This window comes from Bradyrhizobium sp. 192, from assembly GCF_023100965.1.
GTDB classification, from domain to species: Bacteria; Pseudomonadota; Alphaproteobacteria; order Rhizobiales; family Xanthobacteraceae; genus Bradyrhizobium; species Bradyrhizobium symbiodeficiens.
Window position 1 is genome coordinate 6179668 of record NZ_CP064690.1, and the last position, 21925, is coordinate 6201592.

General features: G+C 62.5%; 18 protein-coding genes. 10 read left to right on the forward strand and 8 right to left on the reverse strand.

Annotation, left to right across the window (positions count from 1 at the left end):
* Positions 1–7 precede the first annotated feature (7 nt).
* Together IVB24_RS28970 and IVB24_RS28975 are read right to left on the reverse strand one after the other, a co-directional pair.
* Positions 8–877, reverse strand: coding sequence for a branched-chain amino acid ABC transporter permease (locus tag IVB24_RS28970; protein WP_007601971.1), 870 nt, complete (start codon positions 875–877; stop codon positions 8–10).
* A 178-nt stretch (positions 878–1055) separates the two neighbouring features.
* Positions 1056–2234 (reverse strand): ABC transporter substrate-binding protein, encoded by a 1179-nt coding sequence (locus tag IVB24_RS28975; protein ID WP_094972435.1) that lies wholly within the window; start codon positions 2232–2234, stop codon positions 1056–1058.
* A 573-nt stretch (positions 2235–2807) separates the two neighbouring features.
* Between IVB24_RS28975 and IVB24_RS28980 the strand changes: the two genes are divergently transcribed.
* Positions 2808–3095: a hypothetical protein gene (locus IVB24_RS28980; protein ID WP_181955111.1), complete on the forward strand. Its 288-nt coding sequence runs from the start codon at positions 2808–2810 to the stop codon at positions 3093–3095.
* A 69-nt stretch (positions 3096–3164) separates the two neighbouring features.
* Here IVB24_RS28980 and purU read toward each other — a convergent pair whose 3' ends face one another.
* Positions 3165–4028, reverse strand: coding sequence for a formyltetrahydrofolate deformylase (purU, locus tag IVB24_RS28985; protein ID WP_247769884.1), 864 nt, complete (start codon positions 4026–4028; stop codon positions 3165–3167).
* Between the two features lie 174 nt (positions 4029–4202).
* On the opposite strand from purU, the gene IVB24_RS28990 reads away from it, so the two are divergent.
* Both IVB24_RS28990 and IVB24_RS28995 read left to right on the forward strand, forming a co-directional pair.
* Positions 4203–5042: a uroporphyrinogen-III synthase gene (locus IVB24_RS28990; RefSeq protein WP_247769886.1), complete on the forward strand. Its 840-nt coding sequence runs from the start codon at positions 4203–4205 to the stop codon at positions 5040–5042.
* A gap of 121 nt (positions 5043–5163) precedes the next feature.
* Positions 5164–6426 carry an MFS transporter gene (locus IVB24_RS28995; protein ID WP_247769887.1) on the forward strand — a complete coding sequence of 421 codons (1263 nt, stop codon included), beginning with the start codon at positions 5164–5166 and terminating at the stop codon, positions 6424–6426.
* A 1023-nt stretch (positions 6427–7449) separates the two neighbouring features.
* On the opposite strand, the gene IVB24_RS29000 is transcribed toward IVB24_RS28995, so the two are convergent.
* The 3 genes from IVB24_RS29000 to IVB24_RS29010 form a co-directional block, all read right to left on the reverse strand.
* Positions 7450–7833 (reverse strand): response regulator, encoded by a 384-nt coding sequence (locus IVB24_RS29000; RefSeq protein ID WP_244607442.1) that lies wholly within the window; start codon positions 7831–7833, stop codon positions 7450–7452.
* Between the two features lie 97 nt (positions 7834–7930).
* Positions 7931–9133, reverse strand: coding sequence for a histidine kinase dimerization/phosphoacceptor domain -containing protein (locus IVB24_RS29005; protein ID WP_247769889.1), 1203 nt, complete (start codon positions 9131–9133; stop codon positions 7931–7933).
* A 176-nt stretch (positions 9134–9309) separates the two neighbouring features.
* A complete protein-coding gene (locus IVB24_RS29010; protein WP_212285113.1) occupies positions 9310–9984 on the reverse strand; it encodes a Crp/Fnr family transcriptional regulator in 675 nt (224 codons plus the stop codon).
* A gap of 336 nt (positions 9985–10320) precedes the next feature.
* On the opposite strand from IVB24_RS29010, the gene IVB24_RS29015 reads away from it, so the two are divergent.
* The 6 genes from IVB24_RS29015 (at position 10321) to IVB24_RS29040 (ending at position 17467) form a co-directional block, all read left to right on the forward strand.
* Positions 10321–11142 (forward strand): ABC transporter ATP-binding protein, encoded by an 822-nt coding sequence (locus IVB24_RS29015; RefSeq protein WP_094972545.1) that lies wholly within the window; start codon positions 10321–10323, stop codon positions 11140–11142.
* The gene (locus IVB24_RS29020; RefSeq protein WP_247769891.1) at positions 11139–13070 is read left to right on the forward strand and encodes a long-chain fatty acid--CoA ligase; all 1932 of its coding nucleotides are present in this window, start codon (positions 11139–11141) and stop codon (positions 13068–13070) included. The genes IVB24_RS29015 and IVB24_RS29020 overlap by 4 nt, the downstream gene beginning before the upstream one ends.
* Positions 13071–13206: 136 nt before the next feature.
* Positions 13207–14100: a branched-chain amino acid ABC transporter permease gene (locus tag IVB24_RS29025; RefSeq protein ID WP_140480537.1), complete on the forward strand. Its 894-nt coding sequence runs from the start codon at positions 13207–13209 to the stop codon at positions 14098–14100.
* A gap of 3 nt (positions 14101–14103) precedes the next feature.
* Complete coding sequence (locus IVB24_RS29030; RefSeq protein WP_094972444.1) at positions 14104–15177, forward strand: branched-chain amino acid ABC transporter permease; 1074 nt, start codon at positions 14104–14106, stop codon at positions 15175–15177.
* A 43-nt stretch (positions 15178–15220) separates the two neighbouring features.
* Positions 15221–16504, forward strand: coding sequence for an ABC transporter substrate-binding protein (locus IVB24_RS29035; RefSeq protein WP_094972445.1), 1284 nt, complete (start codon positions 15221–15223; stop codon positions 16502–16504).
* A gap of 123 nt (positions 16505–16627) precedes the next feature.
* Positions 16628–17467: an ABC transporter ATP-binding protein gene (locus IVB24_RS29040; protein WP_094972446.1), complete on the forward strand. Its 840-nt coding sequence runs from the start codon at positions 16628–16630 to the stop codon at positions 17465–17467.
* On the opposite strand, the gene IVB24_RS29045 is transcribed toward IVB24_RS29040, so the two are convergent.
* On the reverse strand, positions 17464–18615 hold the full coding sequence (locus IVB24_RS29045; protein WP_247769893.1) for an AGE family epimerase/isomerase: 1152 nt from the start codon (positions 18613–18615) through the stop codon (positions 17464–17466). The genes IVB24_RS29040 and IVB24_RS29045 overlap by 4 nt on opposite strands.
* A gap of 86 nt (positions 18616–18701) precedes the next feature.
* Between IVB24_RS29045 and IVB24_RS29050 the strand changes: the two genes are divergently transcribed.
* Complete coding sequence (locus IVB24_RS29050; RefSeq protein ID WP_247769895.1) at positions 18702–19925, forward strand: AMP-binding protein; 1224 nt, start codon at positions 18702–18704, stop codon at positions 19923–19925.
* A 35-nt stretch (positions 19926–19960) separates the two neighbouring features.
* Here the strand turns inward: IVB24_RS29050 and IVB24_RS29055 are convergent, their stop codons facing one another.
* Positions 19961–21925, reverse strand: coding sequence for an acyltransferase family protein (locus IVB24_RS29055; protein ID WP_247769896.1), 1965 nt, complete (start codon positions 21923–21925; stop codon positions 19961–19963).

Genomic DNA, 21925 nt, shown 5'->3' on the forward strand with positions numbered 1-21925 from the left:
GGCGAACTCAACGCGCGGCAGTGCGGCCGAACAGGCCGTTCGGGCGCCAGATCAGGATCACGATCATCATGGTGTAGATCACGAAGGGGCCCATCTTCGGCACGTAATATTTGCCGGCGACGTCGCCGATGCCGAGCAGGAGCGAGGCCAGGAACGGGCCGGTGATCGAGGACGAGCCGCCGACGGTGACCACGATCAGGAAGTAGATCATGAACTTCAGCGGGAAGTAAGGATCGAGGCCGAGTATCTCGGCGCTCAGCGCACCACCGAGGCCGGCGAGCCCGCATCCGAAGGCAAAGGTGAAGGCGAACACTTGCGGCACGTTGATGCCGAGGCCGCTTGCGGCGCGCGGGTCGTCGACGGCGGCGCGCAGGCGGCTGCCGAAGCGTGTCTTGGCCAGCACCATTTGGAGGCCGATGGTGAGCAAGCCGCAGATCACGATGATCATCAGCCGGTAGCGGCCGATACCGACCCCGAACAGATCGAACTGGCCCTGGAGCGCGGCCGGCAGGTTGATGAAGACCCGCGACGAGCCCTGGATATAGTCGACGGCGGCGACCGACATGAAGGTCAGGCCGATGGTGAACAACACCTGATCGAGATGGCTGCGCGCATAGAGGTGGCGGTAGAGCGTGCGCTCCAGCACGATGCCGATCGCGGCTGACGAGACGAAAGCGAGTGGCAGCGCTGCGAAGAACGGCCAGCCCATCCGGTTGACCAGCACCATGCAGACATAGCCGCCGGCCATGGCGAAGGCGCCGTGGGCGAGATTGACGAAGTTCATCAATCCGAGCGTGACCGCGAGCCCGCACGCCAGCACGAACAGCAACATGCCGTAAGCGACGCCATCGAACAGGTTGGTGAGGATAGAGGTCATTGAGGGTCGAAGATCATTTCAGGTGTAGCCCAGGGCCGTGCTGCGCTCCCTCTCCCGCTTGCGGGAGAGGGTTGGGGAGAGGGTGTCTCCGCAATGGGACAGTCCCCTAGTGGAAAGAAACCTCACCCGACGCTTCGCGTCGACCTCTCCCGCAGGCGGGAGAGGTGAAGCGAGCGCGTCACTTCTTGGTCTTGCCGAGATCCTTGACGGCCTCGAAGGTCTGGAACTCGACGTTGTAGAGCTCGCCGTCGACCTTCTCGACCTTGCGGATGTAGATGTTCTGCACGATGTCGCGAGTCTCGGGATCGATCGAGATCGGGCCGCGCGGGCTCTCCCACTTCTGCCCCTTCATGGCCTCGACCAGCTTGGTGCCATCGGTGTCGCCGTTCGTCTTCTTGAGCGCCTCGTAAATCAGGTGGATGCCGTCATATCCGCCCACCGCCATGAAGCCCGGACGATTGCCGAACGCCTTCTTGTAGGCAGCGACGAAATCCTTGTTCATCTGCGATGGGTGCGCTGCGGAGTAGAGATGCGCGGTGACCGTGCCGAGCACGGCGTCGCCCATGTTGTTGAGCAGGTCGTCGTCGGTGACGTCGCCCGGTCCGATCACCTTGATGCCGGCCTTGTCGAGGCCGCGCTCGGCATATTGCTTCATGAAGTTGCCGCCCTGGCCGGCCGGCACGAACACGAAGATCGCGTCCGGCTTGGCGTCCTTCATGCGCTGCAGGAACGGCGCGAAGTCGGGATTGGCGAGCGGCGTCTTGACCTCTTCCACCACCTCGCCGCCACCGGCGGTAAAATGTTGTTTGAAGAAATTGAGCGCGTCATTGCCCGGCGCGTAGTCGGAGGTCAGCGTCGCCACCTTCTTGATGCCGTTCTTCACCGCCCAGTCGCCGATGATGGTCGAGGATTGTGCCAGCGTGAAGCTGGTGCGTACGATATAGGGCGAGCGCTCGGTGATGATGGAGGTGCCGGCCGCCATCACGACCTCCGGAATCTTGGCCTGCGTCGCCAGCGGCGCCGCCGCGAGCGCGGCCGGCGTCACGCCGAAGCCTGCGATGAAGTTGACCTTGTCGTTGACGATCAACTCCTGCGCGGCGGTCTTGGTCTTGTCCGGGATCGCGGCGTCGTCCTTGAGGATGATCTCGATCTTCTTGCCGGCGACGGTGTCGCCCTTTTGCTGCATGTAAAGCTTGATCGCGTTTTCGATCTGCTTGCCGGTCGAGGCCTGGCCGCCGGTCATCGGCAGGATCAGGCCGATCTTGACGCTGTCCTCCGCCTTGGCAGGCGCAAAACCTGCAACGCCCGCGATGGCGGCTGCTGCTACGGTGCGTGAAAAAATTCTGCGTTCGAACATCAGATGTCCCTCCCCTTCATTCCTGACCTGTTGTGCGCCAGACCGAGTACCCGGTCCTTGCCGCGCTCTAACCCACGGACAAGCCATGCCGCGCGGCCACATGGCGTCCTCCGCAACCCCGTTGTCAATCGGACGTTGGGCGACCATTCGGCGCAAGCCGCGCGATCGGATTGACGGCAGGGGAGATATTTGTACGATTGTACAAATAAAATGGTCCTGTCAACAAAAAAGCTTTTCGATGCCTAGCCTAACCCTCCGCGCCATGCCGTACTCTAAGAGCGCCCGGCGGCGCCGTGGTTGGATGAATCCGCCTCTGCTTTGCAGAATTCGAACATTCGCCGGGCACGACTCAATTGAAGTCCCCGCCCCAAATCATGAATACGAACTGTATACCGTATCAACTGGCAAGAGGCGATCGACATCAAATAAGATGTATTATTATACCAATTTGTATACAGGCAAATTCGCCGCTGAATAGGCCAATTTTACTTGTTGAGGACTAGAGTGCGCCGCTGGCGCCCATTGAGCGTCCCCGTCATCCGCGCCCGGTCCAGTTCGACCCAGAAGAGGCTCATGCGTATCCGTTTGCCTTCGACCGCTGCCGTCGTTGCCTTGCTGGCCTCCAGCCTTGCGGGCTGCGGCACCGTCAACGAAAGACTCTCCGCCGGCATGGGCGACTACGTCCCGCAATGGGCCGGCGGGCTGCCGGCCGATGCCCCGCCGCGGGCGGGCACGCCGCAATACGACGCCTATATGAAAGAGCGCGAACGCAAGCGGCTGCTGCCGGCGGCGGATCGCGAGAAGGAAGAGCAGGCGCAGAAGGGCGCGACGGGGACGACGTCGGGCAGCGCGGTACGCTGAGGGGCGAATGGCGAATAGGGAGTAGCGAATATACCCCTCTTCCATTCGCTACTCGCCACTCCCCATTCGCTAATCCATGAACACCACGGTCTTGCGGCCGTTGAGGATGACGCGGTCGTCGAGATGGTAGCGGATCGCGCGGGCCAGCACGCGCCGTTCGATGTCACGGCCCTTGCGGACGAGATCCTCAGGCGTGTCGCGATGGCTGATGCGCTCGACGTCCTGGTCGATGATCGGGCCCTCGTCGAGGTCACGCGTGACGTAATGCGCGGTGGCGCCGATCAGCTTGACGCCGCGCTCGTGAGCCTGGTGATAGGGCTTTGCGCCCTTGAAGCCCGGCAGGAACGAGTGGTGGATGTTGATGCAGCGCCCCGAAAGCTTCGCCGACAGGTCGTCCGACAGGATCTGCATGTAGCGGGCGAGCACGACGAGATCGGTCTTCGTGTTATCCACGAGGTCCATGATCTGGCCCTCCTGCTCGCGCTTGGTCTCCTTGGTCACGGGCAAATGGTGGAACGGGATGTCCCCGAAATCGAGCCCGCCATAGACCTCGCGCGGATGGTTGGAGACGATCGCAGCAAGCGTCATCGGCAATTCGCCGGTGCGCCAGCGATAGAGGATGTCGACCAGGCAGTGGTCCGACTTCGACACCAGCAGCATCACCTTGCGGTGCGAGGCCCGATCGCGCATCTGCCAGTCCATGCCGAAACGCTCGGCGATCGCGGCAAAGCCGGTCTGCAGCGCCGATAGTTCCACGGCGAGATCGGCCGCGGTGAACACCACACGCATGAAGAACTTCTTGGTCTCGATGTCGTCGAACTGCTGGGCATCGAGAATGTTCTGTCCATTATGGGCCAGGAAAGTCGACACCGCCGAGACGATGCCGGGGCGATCCGGACAGGACAGGGTCAGAACATATTGATGATCGGGCATGTTGATGAACGGGCTTGGCTCTGATGAAGGTTTATGCGGCAGCTACGGAACGCGCCGCGATTTGCGCCCTGCTCTAGCACCGACGCGCCCCTTGCGCCAATCCCGGGGCTTGCTTCGACGTAAAGCGTGGAGTCAGGATGAACGGACGATTGCGATTTATCCCGGAGCATTCCCATGGCCGACCGTTTGAACGGCACCCGCATCCTGATCCTGGAAACGCGCGAGGAGGCGCAGTTTTCCAAGCTGCTGGCCGAGCAAGGCGCAGAGGTCGTGCAGTGCCCGATGTTCACCATCCACGATGCGCCGGATCCGGCCCCGGTCGAGGCCTGGATCCGCTGCGCCATCGACAAGCCGTTCGACGATCTCGTGCTGATGACCGGCGAAGGCCTGCGGCGGATCATGAAGCTCGCGCGCGCACGCGGGCTCGACGCAGCCCTCGTCGCGGCCCTCTCCGGATCGCGAAAGTTCATCCGCGGCCCGAAACCAGGTAAGGCGCTGCGCGAGGTCGGCCTCGAACCGCATCAGACCACCGAGAAACCGACCACCGAGGGCGTGATCGAGATGCTGGGCAAGCTCGACTTGAGGGGGCACCGTATCGGCCTCCAGCTCTATCCGGACAAGGACCATAGCGCACTGACCGGCGCGCTGGCCGCGCAAGGCGCCGAGGTCGATGCGGTGCTGCCTTATGCCTACGATGCCAGTGCCGCAGATGCCAACATTGTCACCGCCATCGACGAGATGGCCGAGGGGCGGATCGATTCCATCGCGCTGACCAATCTCGGCCAGGTCCGCCGCCTGATCGAGGCAGCGAAGGCGCATGGCAGTGAAGCCAAGCTGCGCGCAGGCTTCGAACGGACGTTGATTGCGTCGGTGGGCCCGGCGGTCTCGGGCGAGCTTGCCGCGCACGGCTTGCGCACCGACGTCTCCCCGGCCGATGACGCCTATTTCATGCGGCCGCTGATCTCGGCGATGGCCACGGCTCTGGCAGAGCGGAAGCCGGCGACGACCAGATAAGAGCTGAGCGCGGGAGCGGCATGCGGCGGCTCTGATTGACACGTGCGCCCTCGGCCCTACGGTGCCGGAAATGAAAAGAAACCACACGGCAGGGAATCGTCGTGACACGAGCCATCGCGCCTTGAGCACAGCCGCACGACCTTCTGCGCTCGCGCCGTTCCGCATCCGCAATTATCGCTTCCAATGGCCATCCGATCTGCTCACCTCCTGGGCGTTCGAGGTGGAGACACTCGTGCTCGGCTGGTACATTCTGGTCGAGACAGGATCGGTGCTGTTGCTCACCGTGCTTGCCTCGCTTCAGTTCGTCGGAACATTGGTCGCGCCGGTGTTCGGCATGATCGGCGACCGCATCGGCCATCGCGACCTGCTGGTCGTGATGCGTCTTGCCTATACGGTGCTGTCGTCGACCATCATGGTTCTGGCGCTGAGCGGTCATCTGTCGCCGCTGAGCGTCATGATCATCGTCGCGGTCATGGGCCTGATCCGCCCCTCTGATCTCGGCGTCCGCGGCGCGCTGCTCGCCGAGATCATGCCGGCCGAGCAGCTGGTGGGCGCCATCAGCGTTGCGCGCACGACCCAGGACAGCGCGCGCATCGCCGGAGCGCTGACGGGCGCCGGCCTGTTCGCCGTCCTCGGCATCGGCCTCGTCTATGTGGCGATCGCCTGCCTCTATTTCGTGGCCGCGCTTCTGATGCTGTGCCTGACCCGGCCCAAGAGAACCATCATCACGAGCGATCTTCCGGCCAACAGCCATGCGGTGTCGCGGCTGCTGGGAGACCTCAAGGAAGGGATCGTCTTCGCCTGGAGCGGCCCGGGAATGCGTGCGGCGCTGTGCGTCGCCTTCCTGGCCAATCTCACCGCATTTCCCTTCACCGGCGGATTGCTGCCCTATATTGCCCGGGAGATCTTTCACACCGACCAGACCGGCCTCGGTTACCTCTCCGCGAGCTTCGCCGTCGGCTCGCTGATCGGCTCCATCACGCTGAGCCTCGTCAGCGGACTGCGCATTGCCCGGCTCCTGATCGGCGCAACGCTGGCCTGGTACGCCATGCTGCTGGTGTTCGTCGAAATCAGGACCATGCCGGTAGCGATGGCCTGCCTCGTGCTCGCCGGCATCGCCCAGAGCATGTCGATGATATCGGCTGCGGTGATCCTGATGCGGACGGCCAGCGCGCATCTGCGCGGCCGCGTGATGGGCGTGCGCATGATGGTGATCTACGGCCTGCCGATCGGGTTGCTCGCCGCCGGCAGCCTGATCGACGTCATCGGCTATTCCGCGACCGGTTCGCTCTATGCCGCCGCCGGCTTCATCGCCATGCTGGCGATCGCGATCCGCTGGCGTGCCGATCTCTGGCCGGTCAACGCTCCCGCCAATGCGCGCTAGGGCGTGCACTCATGAATTGGAGATGCCGTTGACGTCCGCTCGTTGATGCGCTGCTAGGTCGGGCGTCTAGCCGTGATGGAGGGCGGGAGCGCGATTAGCGTTCTCATCACCGATAGAAGCCAAAGGCCGCTCGATGACACCGGGATCGTAGCATGTGTCCTGTATCGAACATATGTTCCCTAGTGTGCACAGCAAAAAATTACTTCGGCCGGTCGGCCCGGAAGAGGCAGCAAATTGGAGGACTCATATCGGAACAACGCCATCTTTGAGAACTTGGCCCTCTAGACGTTGAGAGGTTGCCAATGCCCCGCTACTTTTTTGATGTTGAGGATGGTCACAGGCTTTTTGATTCCACGGGCTTTGTTTGCGATGACGATGTAGCGGCCCTCATCAGAGCGAGCGTGCTCGCCGTTGGTGTTTCACTCGATAGGCCCGAGGATGATCCAGGGCGTCGCATCGCCATAATCAGCGACGATGGGCGCGAGATTGGCACCGTTCCCGTGTATTCAAGGCCCTCGTACGAAAACCCGGCCCGATGACGTGCGACTGCTAAGTAGGCGCTTGCAATTGACCGTGAAGCCAGCCGGTTGTTCGTGGGGATTTCATCGGATCTGCCAGATCGGCTTCGGCCACACGCTGGTGGACGTCCTTGCACGACGGGCACTCAAACGTCCGGATTTCGAAGCCAAATTGGCCGGGCGTAATTCGGGCGAGCACCGCTTCTTTTCGGCACGCTGGGCATAGCGTCCGAGGATAGTGGAACATTTCAAACGCCCTGTTGAGGCGGGAGCGTTACAGAACTCTCAGCCACCGTTAGTTGCCGTATTGGGACGGTGGTGACCAACTGTGGAGCTGTGCCAGGTTCAGCGCTGGTCAGTATTGCTCATCGCCAAGGCGAATTAACGTATCGTAAGTGAATTGGGTCGCCACTCGGTTCAATTTGCGCAATTTGCCTCAGCCAAGTGGTTGCCTGACAAGAAGGTAGCGCCTGTTGTTGCAATGGGCTGCACCTCTTCGGGTCTGCTAACGCGATTCTTCCTCCCACGTCGCGTTGATCAACTCGCGGACAGCATCGATGATTTGGTCCGGCCGGTAAGGTTTGGGAAAAAACCGGGCGCCTTCGGGAAGGTCACCGGCTTGCACTTTGTAATATCCAGACGTCACAACGATCCTGACAGGCGGCCAACGTTTTCGGACAATTGTCGCCAACTCCAAACCGTTGATAGAACCCGCCATATCAACGTCGGTAAATATCAGCCGGATATCGGAATGCAGTGCCAGCAGCCGAATGGCCTCGTCCGCGTTGACGGCCTCCAGGATGTCGAATCCAGCGTCGCGAAGCATCTCGACCGCATCCATGCGAACGAACGTCTCATCCTCAACGACAAGAATCCGGACAGCTTTCATGATTGATTGCATCAGGCAGAACGCTCACAAAACTCGGGTGCAGTTGCTTGGCGTTCTCGACTTGGCCCTGAAAGTTGGCTTCGGCGCCCGATGTTGCTCAGGGCGGATCGAGAGAAAACTTGATTGTAAAAAGCGCCCCTATTGGGGTGTTTCTTGAAATTTTCAACTCGCCCATCAACTGCCGGACCAGACCATTGATGACGCGGAAGCCAAGGCTGTTTCGCGGTTGATTGATGTCAAACCCTTCGGGCAATCCCATACCTTCGTCGGAAATCTCGACGATCAGATGTCCATCGATTTCCCGGGCATCCACCCGGATGACGCCAGGCCCGTCGACATAGGCATACTTGACGGCGTTGGTGACCAGCTCATTGACCAGCAACCCCAACGGAATGGCTTTGTCGGCGGAAATGATGACCGGGTCGGAATGATATTGAAGCTTGTGCTCGGGCGCGGATCGCTGCAGATTTTCGCAGAGATGACCGACAAAATCCGAGAGATCGACAAATCCGACCTTGCTGCCGCGCCATAAATGATCATGCACCTCGGCTATCGAAGAAACGCGCATGGCTGCATTTTCCAAAGCGTTCTTGACGTCCAAGGACTCTGAAGCGCGCGCCTGAACACGCAGCAAGCCAACGACCGAGGTCAGGCTGTTTTTCACCCGATGACTCATTTCCCGTGTCAGCAGAGCCTCGTGATCGCGGGCCTCTTCGAGCTTGGCATCCGCATGCTGACGCTCGATCGCAATACCCAGCAAGCCGGCGAAACCTGCAAGGAAGTCCGCATCGGCGTCGTCGAACTGGCCGGGGTCCGGACTGTCGGCTTCGAGGACGCCAAAGGGCGTGTTGCCCTCGCCCCCGCGTCTGATGAGAACGTTGATCGCACGTTTGATGCCATGATCAGCAAGGAGTTTGGGCGTCCTAAAGCGCGTCTCATCTTGCAAATGATTGGAGACGACCGATTGCCCGGTCTGAAATGCAAAGCCGGCGGGAGACTCGATATCCGCACCGAGGGACACGCGATCCACAGTACCCGCGGGCCAGCCGATGCCCGCACGCACGATCAGGCGATGATCGTCGGGGAGATATTCGAGGACTTTGGCGTATGAACACCCCAAACCTCGCGCGCTAAGTTCTGCGGCATTCTGGAGAATTTGCCGGAAATCTCGGGTCTGTAGCGCAGCGGTGCCAAACTCTCGCAGCAGAGCCTGTTGGCGACGACGATACGGAAGTTCATCCTGAGGATTGACAGGAGCATCCGAGACGGTCTGAAGGACCGGCTTCGGTTCGCTAGGCATGATGCCGCCCGTTCTGGATGGTCATTTCACCGGAAGTTGGATCATGCGAGAGCCAGCCATGCCAATCTACCTGAATAACCCAAGCTCACAACGCTTGCTGTGCCTGTTCGTTCCACGTAAGCGGATAGCGTTGTCAGGGCTCTGGAGCCGTCCACTTCTTCAAGGGCGTCCGCGCGCTAATCCCCATACCCGCGCAGCTTCTCCACATCCAGGATGGTGACGCCACCATATTCGAGCCGCAGCAGCCCCTCCTTCTCCAGCCGGTTCAGCGCGCGGTTGGCGTTCTGGCGGGACATGCCGGAGAGTGCCCCGATCTCTTCCTGGGTGATCTCCAGATGCGCGGTCGATTCCGGGTAGAGGATCGGGTTGAACAGCGAGGCGATGCCGCGGGCGAGGCGCGCGGTGGCGTCCAGCGTGCGATTGACCTCGAGCATGCCGATGAACTGCCCGAGCCGCTCGTTGAGCTGGCGCACCAGGAAGCGGTTGAAGCCGACGCTGTTCTCGAACAGCCACATGAAGGCGCTGCGTTCCATCAGCGCGACGCGGCTGTTGCGCAGCGCGACCACGTCGTAGCGGCGCGGCTCGTTCTTGAGCACGCTGCCCTCGCCGAACCAGGCCCCTGCCGTGAGACCGGCAAGGCTCGTTTCCTTGCCATCGCGCGAGACACCGCCCATCCGGGCGAGGCCAAAGACCATGCCGGCCCAATAGTCGAACGTGTCGCCGCGCATGAACACGGTCTCTCCGGTGCCATAGGACCGCTCGGTGATGCCTGCGCGAGCGACCTCGATCTCAGCCTGCGTGAGCTCACGCGACCAGGCGGCGACGCGCTTCAGTTGATCCTCTGAAATCATGATCCCGAAGCCAGACGCACCGTTTCGTCACCCAAGCCTTCTGCTGCACCGCAATAAGATCGTCTCGACAGGCCATTCGACGAAAGACGAAAGCTGCGGCCCCGAAAAACTTTGTCGCAGAATTGTCAGCCAAGAGACATTTCAAAATAGCGCTTTCCCCTATTGAGAGCCACCTCGGGCGATGCGGCTTTTGATCCCAAGCGGGAATGAGAGCGGTACGGCTCCGGTGGAGACCAACTGCTGCATGGCCTCACCGGCACGGCCGTACTAGGATCGCCCGGCAGGAACCGACGAAGAGCGCCGCTGAACGCGCCATCACCGGGAGGGATTTGTTTGGTGGCTACCAGTCTTGAAGTGCGCGGCGTGTCCTTGCGATTCGGCGGCGTCCGGGCGCTGACCGATGTCGGCTTCGCCATCAGGGAGGGCGAGCTGTTCTCGATCATCGGTCCTAACGGGGCCGGCAAGACCTCGATCGTGAACTGTATTTCCGGTCGCTACAAGCCGACCGAAGGCCAGCTGTACTACCAGGGCCGCGACATCACCGGCCTGACGCCGAATGCGCGGGCCTCGCTTGGGATTGGCCGCACCTTCCAGAACCTGGCGCTGTTCCACCACATGAGCGTGCTCGACAACGTCATGGTCGGCCGCCATCACCTGCTGAAGAACAATTTCCTCACGGGCTCGCTGTACTGGCTCACCGGCGCGCGCAAGGAGGAGCTCGATCATCGCCGCAAGGTCGAGGAGATCATCGACTTCCTCGATCTTCAGTCGGTACGTAAAGCTCCCGCTGGCACCCTCTCCTACGGCCTGCGCAAGCGCGTGGAGCTCGCCCGCGCCATGGCGCTGGAGCCGCGTCTCATCCTCCTCGACGAGCCGATGGCCGGCATGAACTTCGAGGAGAAGGAGGACATGGCCCGCTACATCGTCGATCTCAACGAGGAATTCGGGATGACGGTGGTGATGATCGAGCACGACATGGGCGTGGTGATGGACATCTCCCACCGCGTCATGGTGCTGGATTTCGGCAAGAAGATCGCCGAGGGCGATCCGGCGACCGTGCTCGCCGATCCCCACGTCAGGCGCGCCTATCTGGGCGAAGAAGACGAGGTGCTGGTCGATCCCGATGACGCGGCCCCCGCGCAGGAGAGCGCGGCATGATGGATTACGCAGGCCGCGTCGCCCAGGCCGACACCTATCCAAAAATGCTCCGGCTCAACGCCAGGGAGCACGGCAACGAGATTGCCCTGCGCGAGAAGGATCTCGGGCTCTGGCGCGTGTTCACCTGGAACGACTACCAGACGCGGGTGCGCGATTTCGCGCTCGGTCTTCTCGAAATGGGCCTTGGCCGCGGCGACGTCATCGGCATCATCGGCGACAACCGGCCGGACTGGGTCGCGGCGGAAGTGGCGACGCACGCCATCGGCGGCCTCAGCCTCGGGCTTTATCGCGACGTGCTGGATGAAGAGGCCTCCTATCTCCTCAACTATGGCGAGGCGCAGCTCGTCTTCGCCGAGGACGAGGAGCAGGTCGACAAGCTGCTTACCCTCGCCGACCGCGCGCCGAAGCTGAAGCACATCATCTATTCCGATCCGCGCGGGATGCGGAAATACAACGATCCCAGGCTGATGTCGGCGGAGAAGTTCGCGGAGCTGGGCCGCGCCCGCGCCGCGCGCGAGCCCGAGCTGTACGACAGACTGGTGGATGCCACCAAGGGCGAAGACGTCGCGATCCTCTGCACGACCTCGGGCACGACGTCGCATCCCAAGCTCGCGATGCTGGCCGCCGGCCGCGTGCTCGGCCACTGTGCGACCTATCTCACTTTCGATCCGAAGGGACCGGACGACGAATACGTCTCGGTGCTCCCGCTGCCGTGGATCATGGAGCAGGTCTACGTGCTTGGCAAAGGTCTGCTTTGCCGGATGAAGATCAACTTCGTCGAAGAGCCCGAGACGATGATGAACGACCTGCGCGAGATCGCGCCGACGTTCGTCCTGTTCGCGCCCCGCGTATGGGAATCGATCGCCGCGGACGTCCGCGCCAAGGTGATGGACGCCACGCCTCTCAAGCAAGGCCTGTTCGATCTCGGGATGAAGTCAGGCCTTGCCGCGCTCGAGCAAGGCAAGCGCTCGGGCCTTGCCGACGCCATCCTGTTCCGCGCGCTGCGCGACCGCCTCGGCTTCACCCGGCTGCGCTCGGCCGCGACCGGCGGCGCGGCGCTCGGGCCCGAGACCTTCAAGTTCTTCCAGGCCATGGGCGTGCCGCTGCGCACGCTCTATGGCCAGACCGAGCTGCTGGGGGCCTACACGCTGCACCCCGAGGGCAAGGTCGATCCTGATACCACCGGCGTGCCGATGTCCGACCAAGTCGAGATCCGCATCGACAATGCCGACGTCCATGGCGTCGGCGAGATCGTGGTGCGGCATCCCAACATGTTCCTCGGATATTACAAAAATCCCGAGGCCAGCGTCGCCGACATCAAGGACGGCTGGATGCTGTCGGGCGATGCCGGCTATTTCAACGCCAACCAGCAGCTCGTCGTCATCGACCGCATCAAGGATCTCGCCGAGACCTCGCGCGGCGAGCGCTTCTCGCCGCAGTTCATCGAGAACAAGCTGAAGTTCTCGCCCTATATCGCCGAAGCGGTGGTGCTCGGGGCCGGTCGCGACGCGCTCGCGGCGATGATCTGCATCCGCTACTCCATCATCTCGAAATGGGCGGAGAAGAGCCGCCTTTCCTTCACGACCTATAGCGATCTCGCCTCGCGGCCGGAGGTCTATGCACTGCTCCGCAAGGAGGTCGAGACCGTCAACGCCACGCTGCCGCCGGCCCAGCGCATCTCGCGCTTCCTGCTGCTCTACAAGGAACTGGACGCCGACGACGGCGAGCTCACCCGCACTCGAAAGGTTCGCCGCAGCGTCATCAACGAGAAATATGAAGGCATCATCGATGCCATCTACCGCGGCGATGCCGACATCCCCGTCGACACCGTGATCCGCTTCCAGGACGGCACCACGCAGCGCGTGCGGACGACGTTGCGCGTGGTGGATCTGGGTGGGCACGGGCACATGGCGGAGGCGGCGGAGTGAGTTTGAGCGCAAGCACCGCTGCCCTTCGCCTCTCCCGCTTGCGGGAGAGGGAGCCGACTGCCAATGCCGCCGCATCGTGCGCACCATATGCGATAGCCCTGCCGCGAGCGGGGAGAGGCGAAGGACAGCATATCACATGAACACCGCCTTTCTCATCCAGCTCCTGGTCAACGGCCTCGTGGTCGGCACGCTCTATGGCGTGGTCGCGATGTCGTTCGTGCTGATCTACAAGGCGACGCAGGTCGTCAACTTCGCGCAAGGTGAATTGCTGCTGGTCGGCGCCTGGGTGTGCTGGGCACTGCTCGCCAAATACCAGGTGCCGTTCTGGATCGGCATGCCGATGACGCTGGTGTTCATGTTCGTGTTCGGCATCGCGATTCAGGTCCTGATCCTGCGGCCGATGATCGGCGAACCCATCATCTCGGTGATCATGGTGACGATCGGCCTCTCCACCGTGCTGCAGGCGACGCTAAAATGGATGTTCGGCGTCAACCCGCAACCGTTCCCGCGGGTGTTCGAGAGCCAGTCGATCAGCCTGTTCGGGCTCCAGATCCAGACCGTCTATGTCATGAGCCTCGTGGTGTCGGTCGCCATGATGATCGGCATGGCCTGGTTCTTCCGAGCCTCCAAATACGGCCTTGCGATGCGCGCCACCGCGTTCAACCAGCAGGTGGCGCAATCGCTCGGCATCTCCGTGAAGAGCGTGTTCGCGCTGGCCTGGGCGATCTCAGCGACGGTGTCGGCCGTTGCAGGCGTCGTGGTTGCCGTGGTGAACGGCGTGTCGTCGGGCTTGGCGGCCTACGGCATCAAGGTGTTTCCGGCAGCGATCCTGGGCGGGCTCGACTCCGTCGGCGGCGCCGTGCTCGGCGGCATCATCATCGGGCTCCTGGAAAACATCGCGCAATATGTCGACAGCGAGTATCTGCACTGGGGCAATCTCTACGAGGTCGCGCCGTTCTACGTCCTCATCATCGTGCTGATGATCAAGCCCTATGGCCTGTTCGGCACCCACGACATCGAGCGGATCTGATCCATGGCCGGCCCTGCCCTCATTCCTGCTGGTGATTTCCGCACCTCCTATGCGGCCGACACCACGATCTTCCCGACCACCACGAGCCGCAACTTCGCGATTGCGGGCGTGCTGTTGCTATGCCTGGCGCCGCAGTTCTTCAGCGGCTACTGGCTCAGCGTCCTGATCCAGATCGGCATCTTTTCGATCGCGGCGCTTGGTCTCAACATCCTGGTCGGCTTCACCGGACAGATCTCGATCGGGCATGCCGCCTTCTTCCTGCTCGGCGCCTTTACCTCGGCATACATCTCCAACAACGCGCCGATCCCGGTTTTCTTCGCAATCCCGCTCGCGGGCGTCATCACCGCGCTGGTCGGACTGATCTTCGGTATCCCGGCGGCACGGCTGAAGGGGCTCTATCTCGTCATCGCGACGCTGGCCGCGCAATATATCCTGCTCGACTTCTTCTCCCGCGCCGAGTGGTTCACCGGCGGCTCGGTACCGGCGAGCGCCAATCCGTTCTCGATCTTCGGCTACACCCTTCGCGGCGACAAGCAGTATTTCTACGTCGTGCTGGCCTATGTGCTACTCTGCTACATTCTGGTCACCAATCTGATGCGCACGCGCGACGGCCGGGCGCTAGTGGCGATCCGCGACCATTATCTCTCCGCCGAGATCATGGGCATCAATCTCACGAAATATCGCACGCTGTCGTTTGGGCTGGCCGCCTTCTTCGCCGGCATCGCCGGCGCGCTCTATGCGCATTACCAGCTCGTGGTGTCGCAGGAAGGTTTCGGCATCGAGCGCTCGATCCTGTTCCTCGCCATGATCATCATCGGCGGCACCGGCTCGATCATGGGCACGCTGATGGGCACCGCGTTCGTCGTGCTGCTGCCGGAGTCCATGGAATTCCTGAGCAGCCACCTGAAGGGCGGCGCGATCGACAAGGCTCTATCGCTCAACAACAATCTCACCTTCCTGCGCGAGATCGCCATCGGGGTGATCATCATCGCCTTCCTGATGTTCGAGCCCGACGGGCTCGCGCATCGCTGGCGGCAGATCAAGGCATACTGGAAGCTCTATCCGTTCTCACATTGAGCACGGCAACTTCACTTAAAAACGATAAAAGGAGGAACGACCCATGAAGACCAAGTCCTTTTTGAGCACCGCGTCGCTCGCGCTTGTCATCGCAGCTTTTTCCGCGGGGGCACAGGCGCAGATCGCGGTTGGCCACCTCGAGGATCGCTCAGGCGGCACATCCGACGTCGGCACCCCCTATGGCCAAGCTGTTGCCGACACATTCGCCTGGGTCAACAAGAACGGCGGCGTCGGCGGCAAGCAGCTCAACGTCGACACCAACGACTATGGCTACCAGGTGCCGCGCGCGATTGCGCTCTACAAGAAGTGGTCGGCGCCGGACAGCAAGGTCGCCGCGATCATGGGTTGGGGCACCGCCGACACCGAGGCCCTGACCGGCTTCCTCGCCCAGGACAAGATCCCCGATATGTCCGGCTCCTATGCCGCGGCCCTCACCGATCCCGAAGGCGTCAGCGGCAAGGCCAAGCCCGCGCCCTATAATTTCTTCTACGGCCCGAGCTATTCGGACTCGCTGCGTGCGATGCTGATCTGGGCAGCCGAGGACTGGAAGGCCAAGGGCAAGTCCGGCAAGCCGAAATTCGTGCACATGGGCGCCAACCATCCTTATCCGAACGCGCCGAAGGCGGCGGGCGAAGCCATGGCGCAGGAACTCGGCTTCGAAGTGCTGCCGCCGCTCGTGTTCGCGCTCGCGCCGGGCGACTACAGCGCCCAGTGCCTGAGCCTGAAATCCTCGGGCGCCAACTACGCCTATCTCGGCAACACCGCGGCCTCCAACATCTCGGTGATGAAGGCGTGCAAGACCGCAGGCGTCGAAATCCAGTTCATGGGCAATGTCTGGGGCATGGACGAGAACGCCGCCAAGACGGCCGGAGACGCCGCCAACGGCGTGATCTTCCCGCTGCGCACCGCGGTGAGCTGGGGTGGCGATGCGCCCGGCATGAAGACGGTGATGGAAATCTCCAAGATGTCCGACCCCACCGGAAAGGTCTATCGCCCGGTTCACTACATCGCGGCCGTCTGTTCGGCGCTCTACATGAGGGAAGCGCTCGACTGGGCCGCCAAGAACGGCGGCGCCACCGGCGAAAACGTCCGCAAGGGATTCTATCAGAAGAAGGATTGGGTCCCGGCCGGGATGGAAGGCGTCTGCAATCCTTCGACCTGGACCGAAAAGGACCACCGCGGCACGCTGAAGGTCGACCTCTATCGCACCAAGATCACCGGTGCGACCGACGGCGACCTCAACGATCTCATGGCCAAGGGCGCGATCAAGCTCGAGAAGGTCAAGACCGTCGAGCTACCGCGCAAGGCGGAATTGCTGGGCTGGTAGCGCAAATCGGGCGTCATGGCCGGGCTTGTCCCGGCCATCCACGTCTGACCACTCGGCATGAAGAACGTGGATGCCCGGGACAAGCCCGGGCATGACGAGAGAACCAGATTGGCGGCATGACCAATGACCGAAATCATCGAAGCACCACGGTCCTCCCCAACCGCCGTGGCACCTGCCGCACTCCTCGCCGTGCGCAACATCGAGGTGGTCTATGACGACGTCATCCTGGTGCTGCGCGGCCTCAGCCTCGACGTCCCCAAGGGTGCGATCGTGGCGCTGTTGGGCGCCAACGGCGCCGGCAAGTCGACGACGCTGAAGGCGATCTCGGGGCTGCTCAAGACCGAGGACGGCGAGGTCACGCGCGGGGAGATCCTGTTCGAGGGCGAGCGGATCAACGGCATCGATCCCGACAAGATCGTCCGCCGCGGCATCTTCCAGGTGATGGAGGGCCGGCGCATCGTCTCCGACATGACGTCGCTGGAGAACCTCAAGCTCGGCGCGTTCACGCGTCGGGACCGCGAGGTCGATGCCGATCTCGACATGGTCTTCACCTATTTCCCGCGCCTGAAGGAACGCACTGGTTTGGCCGGCTATCTCTCCGGCGGCGAGCAGCAGATGCTCGCGATCGGCCGCGCGCTGATGGCGCGGCCGAAGATGATCTTGATGGACGAGCCGTCGATGGGCCTGTCGCCGCTGCTGGTGAAAGAGGTGTTCGCGATCATCCAGAAGATCAACCGCGACCTCGGCGTCACCATCCTCCTAGTCGAGCAGAACGCACGCGCCGCGCTGTCGGTGGCAAGCCACGGTTACATCATGGAGCAGGGCAAGGTCGTGCTCGACGGCACCGCTGACGAGCTGCGCGACAACGAGGACGTCAAGGAATTCTACCTCGGCGGCGCCGGCGACCAGCGCAAGAGCTTCAAGAACCTCAAGAGCTTCAAGCGGCGCAAACGGTGGCTCTAACCCAGCACCTGCTCCGCTTCCGTGACTGCGCAGAGAACATGATAGAACGACGACGCAGGAATGGTGTCGATCAGCGACTTGCCGTCGCGATCGAACTGGTCGTACCAGCCGCCCCTCACGGGATGGCTGAGATAATGCCGTTCGAGCCGCACCAGCGCCGCACGTGCCTCGTCCGCTGCGCCCGCCTCACCGGACTCGGCCTGCGCGATCCAAGCCTTCGCGATCTCGGTCTGCGGCCAAAGTCGGCGCGTGCCGCGGCGAATGTTGCCGATGTCGTCCCCCTCGTCGATCAGGCAGCCCGTGGCCTCGTCGCGATACCGGAGCGCGGTCGCAAGCAACTCGGCGCGCCGCTGACCCGTCGGGCATCCCGTGATGCGTTCGAAACCTTTCAGCAGCCAGACCCATTCCGCCTGATGGCCCGGCTCGACGCTGACAGGCTCGATCTTCGACCAGTCCTCCTCGAAATACTCCGTAAGGATGCGCTTCTGCTTATCGTAGAGATTGGCGAGGAACAGCGCGAAAAACTCGCCGGCACGGTTCTGGAACGACAGATCGTGGGTCGCGTCGAAACACGCGATCATCGCCTCGAACAGATGCATGTGCGGGTTCTGCCGGCGCGGCAGCGAAACCGGAAGGCCTTCGTGCACGCCACCATGCGGCGAACGGAGATGGCCGTCGAGGAAGGCCAGCAGCGCGTCGATCTCGGCACGAATTTGCGCGTCCTGGTCGAGCGCGTAGACCGTCGCGAGCGCGAACAGGATGAAAGCGTGGTCGTAGGCATCGCGCCGGCCGTCCAGCACCGTCCCCTCCGGCGTCAGCCGGTGCACGTAGCCGGGCCGGCCGTCGGGCGCCTTCGCTTTGCTGAGCAGATGCTCCAGCCCCTTCAGCGCGATGGCGCGCCCCTCAGGGTACCAGCCCATTTGTGCGGCCTTGGCGTAGCAATAGATCTGGCGGGCCTGCACGAACACGCGCCGCGGCGCAGCCGCATCCGCAGCGCCGTCGCGGTGCAGCCGGTCGATGAAACCGCCTGCGGCAGGATCCCAGCCGACGGCCGACCACAGTGGCAGCGCCTCCTCGATCATCCGGCGCTTCAGGCGCGCGACGACGTCCGTCGCCTCCTCCGCCGCAATGATTCCTTCGTCCGCCATCGCGTCCTCTCCGGGCCTCGCCAATGGCCGTCTGATACCCACGCCAGCGGCGGCGCGCAACGGATGCCAACACGGAAAGAACAGCCATGACCGCCCACTACGACGCCCGCGAGACGCGCGACCAAGCCGCCCGCGAGGCCGATCTGTTCTCCCGCCTGCCGGAGGTGCTGCGAGCCGCAACGGCCGCCCCGGCCTATGCCGAGCGGCTGAGAGGTATCGATCCGGCCGTCGTGACCTCCAGGGCCGCGCTGGCGGGCCTGCCGGTCTTGCGCAAGTCGGAACTGCCCGCCTTGCACAAGGCCTCTGCGCCCTTCGGAGGCTTCGTGGCGGCGGCCCCCGGTTCATTCGCCCGCCTCTTCACCTCCCCCGGCCCGATCTTCGAACCGGAGGGACGGCAGGCTGATCCGTGGCGCGGCGCGAGGGCGTTGTTCGCGGCCGGGTTCCGGCCCGATGACATCGTCCTCAACACCTTCAGCTACCATCTCACCCCGGGCGGCTTCATCTTCGACGCCTCGGCCCGCGCGCTCGGCTGTGCCGTGATCCCGGCGGGGCCCGGCAATGCCGAACAGCAATTCGAGTTGATCGAAGCCTACCGCCCGGTTGGCTACAGCGGCACGCCGGACTTTCTGAAGATATTGCTCGATGCCGCGGCCAGTTCAGGCCGCGACGTCTCCTCGATCAAACGCGCACTGGTTTCCGGCGCGGCGTTCCCGCCCTCGCTCCAGGCTGAGATCAAGGCGCGCGGCATCGACGCCTACCAGGCCTTCGGTACCGCCGATCTCGGCCTCATCGCGTTCGAGACCGAGGCACGCGAGGGCATGGTCGTGAACGAAGACCTGATCCTGGAGATCGTCAGGCCCGGCACTGGGGATCCCGTCGCGTCGGGCGACGTCGGCGAGATCGTGGTGACGTCGCTCGATCCCCACCATCCCTGGATCCGGCTCGCCCTTGGCGACCTCACCGCAGCGCTGCCGGGTCCGAGCAAGTGCGGCCGCACCAACATGCGCATCAAGGGCTGGATGGGCCGCGCCGACCAGACCACCAAGGTCAAGGGCATGTTCATCCGCCCCGAACAGATCGCCGAGATCGGCAAACGTCATTCCGCGCTCGGAAGATTACGCCTCGTCGTCACACGGCAGGGCGAGACCGATGCGATGACACTGAAAGCGGAAACGGCGGCGGCCAGCCAGGCGCTGCACGAGGAGATCGCCAGCAGCTTGCGCGCTGTGACGAAACTCGGCGGAGCCGTCGAGCTGGTCAGCCCCGGCATGCTGCCGAACGACGGCAAGGTGATCGCGGACGAGCGGTAGCATCCCCGACAGGCGCCTGAAGCCGCCGTCCCCGCTCACCGCTCCGGCGAGGCATATCGCGAAAGGCGCGCCTTCAAATCCTTGCCGACGACGGTCTCGCCGCAAACGCTGAGATGATCGAAATCCCTGTACATCAAGCAATCGCCGCTCAGCAGATTCATCGCATCGGGATTGATGATATCGAAGAACGACACGTAGTCGAAGTTCCTGCGTTGCAGGTCAACGGTGCTGCGCAAGTGCTTCTCGAGCGCCGAAAAGATACCCGCCGTCACGGGACTGACGGGATACCCCTCTCGCGCGACCTTCTTCATCCCTTCAAAGTCGGCGAAATTGAGCCTCGGTTCGACGAAGGGACCAAGCCAGATTGTCCTGGTCATCCCAGACATGGCTTGCAGATAGCCGATCGTCTGGGTGATCGCGTTATCGTTGAAATGGTACTTGCCGCCAAATTTCAGCACCTCGCCGGGCTCTTCCTGATCATTTTCGTCGAGCACGAGATGGGATCCGGAGAAATGCAGGATGACCGTCCCGACAACTTCCCGATGCGCATCCATGAATTCGCCGAATCCAATATAGGGACATTCGCGTCTCGTGTTGTCCCAAGGGCGGCAGCCAGGGTTGACCAGCCCAACGACGAACTTGCCATAGTTGTTCCTGGATAGTGCGTTGTAGATGTTCATCGCGTGGGAGTCGCCGATAACGACTGTCCCGGGTCCAAACCTCTTCGAGCAATCGACGAGCCGGCCCCAGGCGGCAGGTTCGAGCTGTGTCATCCAGAAAACGCAATTGCCATCCGTGGCCATGTCGCGCGTGAGCTCGCCCCCGGTGTCACGCATGAGCAGTTGGTAGAGACGACGCGTATCGTCTCCGCTGAAGTAAAGACCTTGCTTTTCGAATCCGTTGGTGGCGATCGCAGCGATACTGGTGCCGGCGAGAGAGAATATGCCGAGCGAGCAAGCCGCAATCAGCGCCGGCTTTCTCAGCCATTTGCGATCTCTGGCCGGCTGCTCGACCAGGCGATAGGTCAAGACGGCAAGCACGAAAGAAACCGCCGTCAGCGCAAGCGCGACACCGACACTGGGGCGATCAAAGCCGCTCAATCTGGCGAAAACCAACACCGGCTGATGCCATAGATAGGCGCTGTAGCTGACGAGCCCGATTGCGACCGGGATCCGACTTCCGAGCACCCTTCCGACCGTCGTCCGAGTGGTCGCGAACGCAATGACGAGCCAGGCTCCGACCACCGGGGTCAGAGCGCGAAAACCTGGATATTTGAATCCGCCGCGCTCAAAAAGGCCGAACGCAATAAGCCCGATGCCGACGAGGACCAAAGTGTCGAGCGTTGCGTTTGACAGCCGGGCCCGCAACTTCGTGACGGGCCACAAGGCCAGAACAGCGCCCATGAGCAGTTCCCAGAGGCGGCTCGGAATCAAATAGAAGGTGGCTTCCTTGGTTTGGGGTCCCCATTGAGCGTAGCTGATGCTCGCGACGGCGATCGCGGCGAGCAGCACTCCGGCCCACTTCCGACCGAACTTCAGAGCGCCCATCAGGAGAATGGGGAAGATCAGGTAGAACTGCTCTTCGACGCCGAGGCTCCACGTATGCAACAGCGGCTTAAGTTCGGCTATCCGGTCGAAGTAGCCGCTCTGCGACCAGAAAAATACATTCGACACGAACGCGCACACCGCGATCACGCTCTTCGAGAACTCAAGCACCTCACGCGGAAGCATGAGAACGAAAACGAGGGGGGTGCACACCAGCACGACCACGATGAGTGCCGGCAATATTCTCCGCGCACGCCTTTCGTAGAACGCCGCGAATGTAAACCTGCCCTGCTCCATCTCGGTGCTGATGATGGAGGTGATCAGATAGCCGCTGATGACGAAGAATATGTCGACACCGAGATAGCCGCCCGGCAGAGCCTTGATGCCCGCATGGAAGAGCATGACCGAGAGAACGGCGATCGCTCTAAGTCCATCTATTTCGGGGCGATATTCCAC

What these genes read in the sequence shown, in the direction of transcription:
- IVB24_RS28970 (WP_007601971.1), bottom strand. Translation starts at nt 877, where the DNA reads ATGACCTCTATCCTCACCAACCTGTTCGATGGCGTCGCTTACGGCATG.
- IVB24_RS29010 (WP_212285113.1), bottom strand. Translation starts at nt 9,984, where the DNA reads ATGATTTCAGAGGATCAACTGAAGCGCGTCGCCGCCTGGTCGCGTGAG.
- IVB24_RS28980 (WP_181955111.1), top strand. Translation starts at nt 2,808, where the DNA reads ATGCGTATCCGTTTGCCTTCGACCGCTGCCGTCGTTGCCTTGCTGGCC.
- IVB24_RS29000 (WP_244607442.1), bottom strand. Translation starts at nt 7,833, where the DNA reads ATGAAAGCTGTCCGGATTCTTGTCGTTGAGGATGAGACGTTCGTTCGC.
- IVB24_RS28975 (WP_094972435.1), bottom strand. Translation starts at nt 2,234, where the DNA reads ATGTTCGAACGCAGAATTTTTTCACGCACCGTAGCAGCAGCCGCCATC.
- IVB24_RS29035 (WP_094972445.1), top strand. Translation starts at nt 15,221, where the DNA reads ATGAAGACCAAGTCCTTTTTGAGCACCGCGTCGCTCGCGCTTGTCATC.
- purU (WP_247769884.1), bottom strand. Translation starts at nt 4,028, where the DNA reads ATGCCCGATCATCAATATGTTCTGACCCTGTCCTGTCCGGATCGCCCC.
- IVB24_RS29005 (WP_247769889.1), bottom strand. Translation starts at nt 9,133, where the DNA reads ATGCCTAGCGAACCGAAGCCGGTCCTTCAGACCGTCTCGGATGCTCCT.
- IVB24_RS29045 (WP_247769893.1), bottom strand. Translation starts at nt 18,615, where the DNA reads ATGGCGGACGAAGGAATCATTGCGGCGGAGGAGGCGACGGACGTCGTC.
- IVB24_RS28990 (WP_247769886.1), top strand. Translation starts at nt 4,203, where the DNA reads ATGGCCGACCGTTTGAACGGCACCCGCATCCTGATCCTGGAAACGCGC.
- IVB24_RS29050 (WP_247769895.1), top strand. Translation starts at nt 18,702, where the DNA reads ATGACCGCCCACTACGACGCCCGCGAGACGCGCGACCAAGCCGCCCGC.
- IVB24_RS29020 (WP_247769891.1), top strand. Translation starts at nt 11,139, where the DNA reads ATGATGGATTACGCAGGCCGCGTCGCCCAGGCCGACACCTATCCAAAA.
- IVB24_RS29040 (WP_094972446.1), top strand. Translation starts at nt 16,628, where the DNA reads ATGACCGAAATCATCGAAGCACCACGGTCCTCCCCAACCGCCGTGGCA.
- IVB24_RS29030 (WP_094972444.1), top strand. Translation starts at nt 14,104, where the DNA reads ATGGCCGGCCCTGCCCTCATTCCTGCTGGTGATTTCCGCACCTCCTAT.
- IVB24_RS29025 (WP_140480537.1), top strand. Translation starts at nt 13,207, where the DNA reads ATGAACACCGCCTTTCTCATCCAGCTCCTGGTCAACGGCCTCGTGGTC.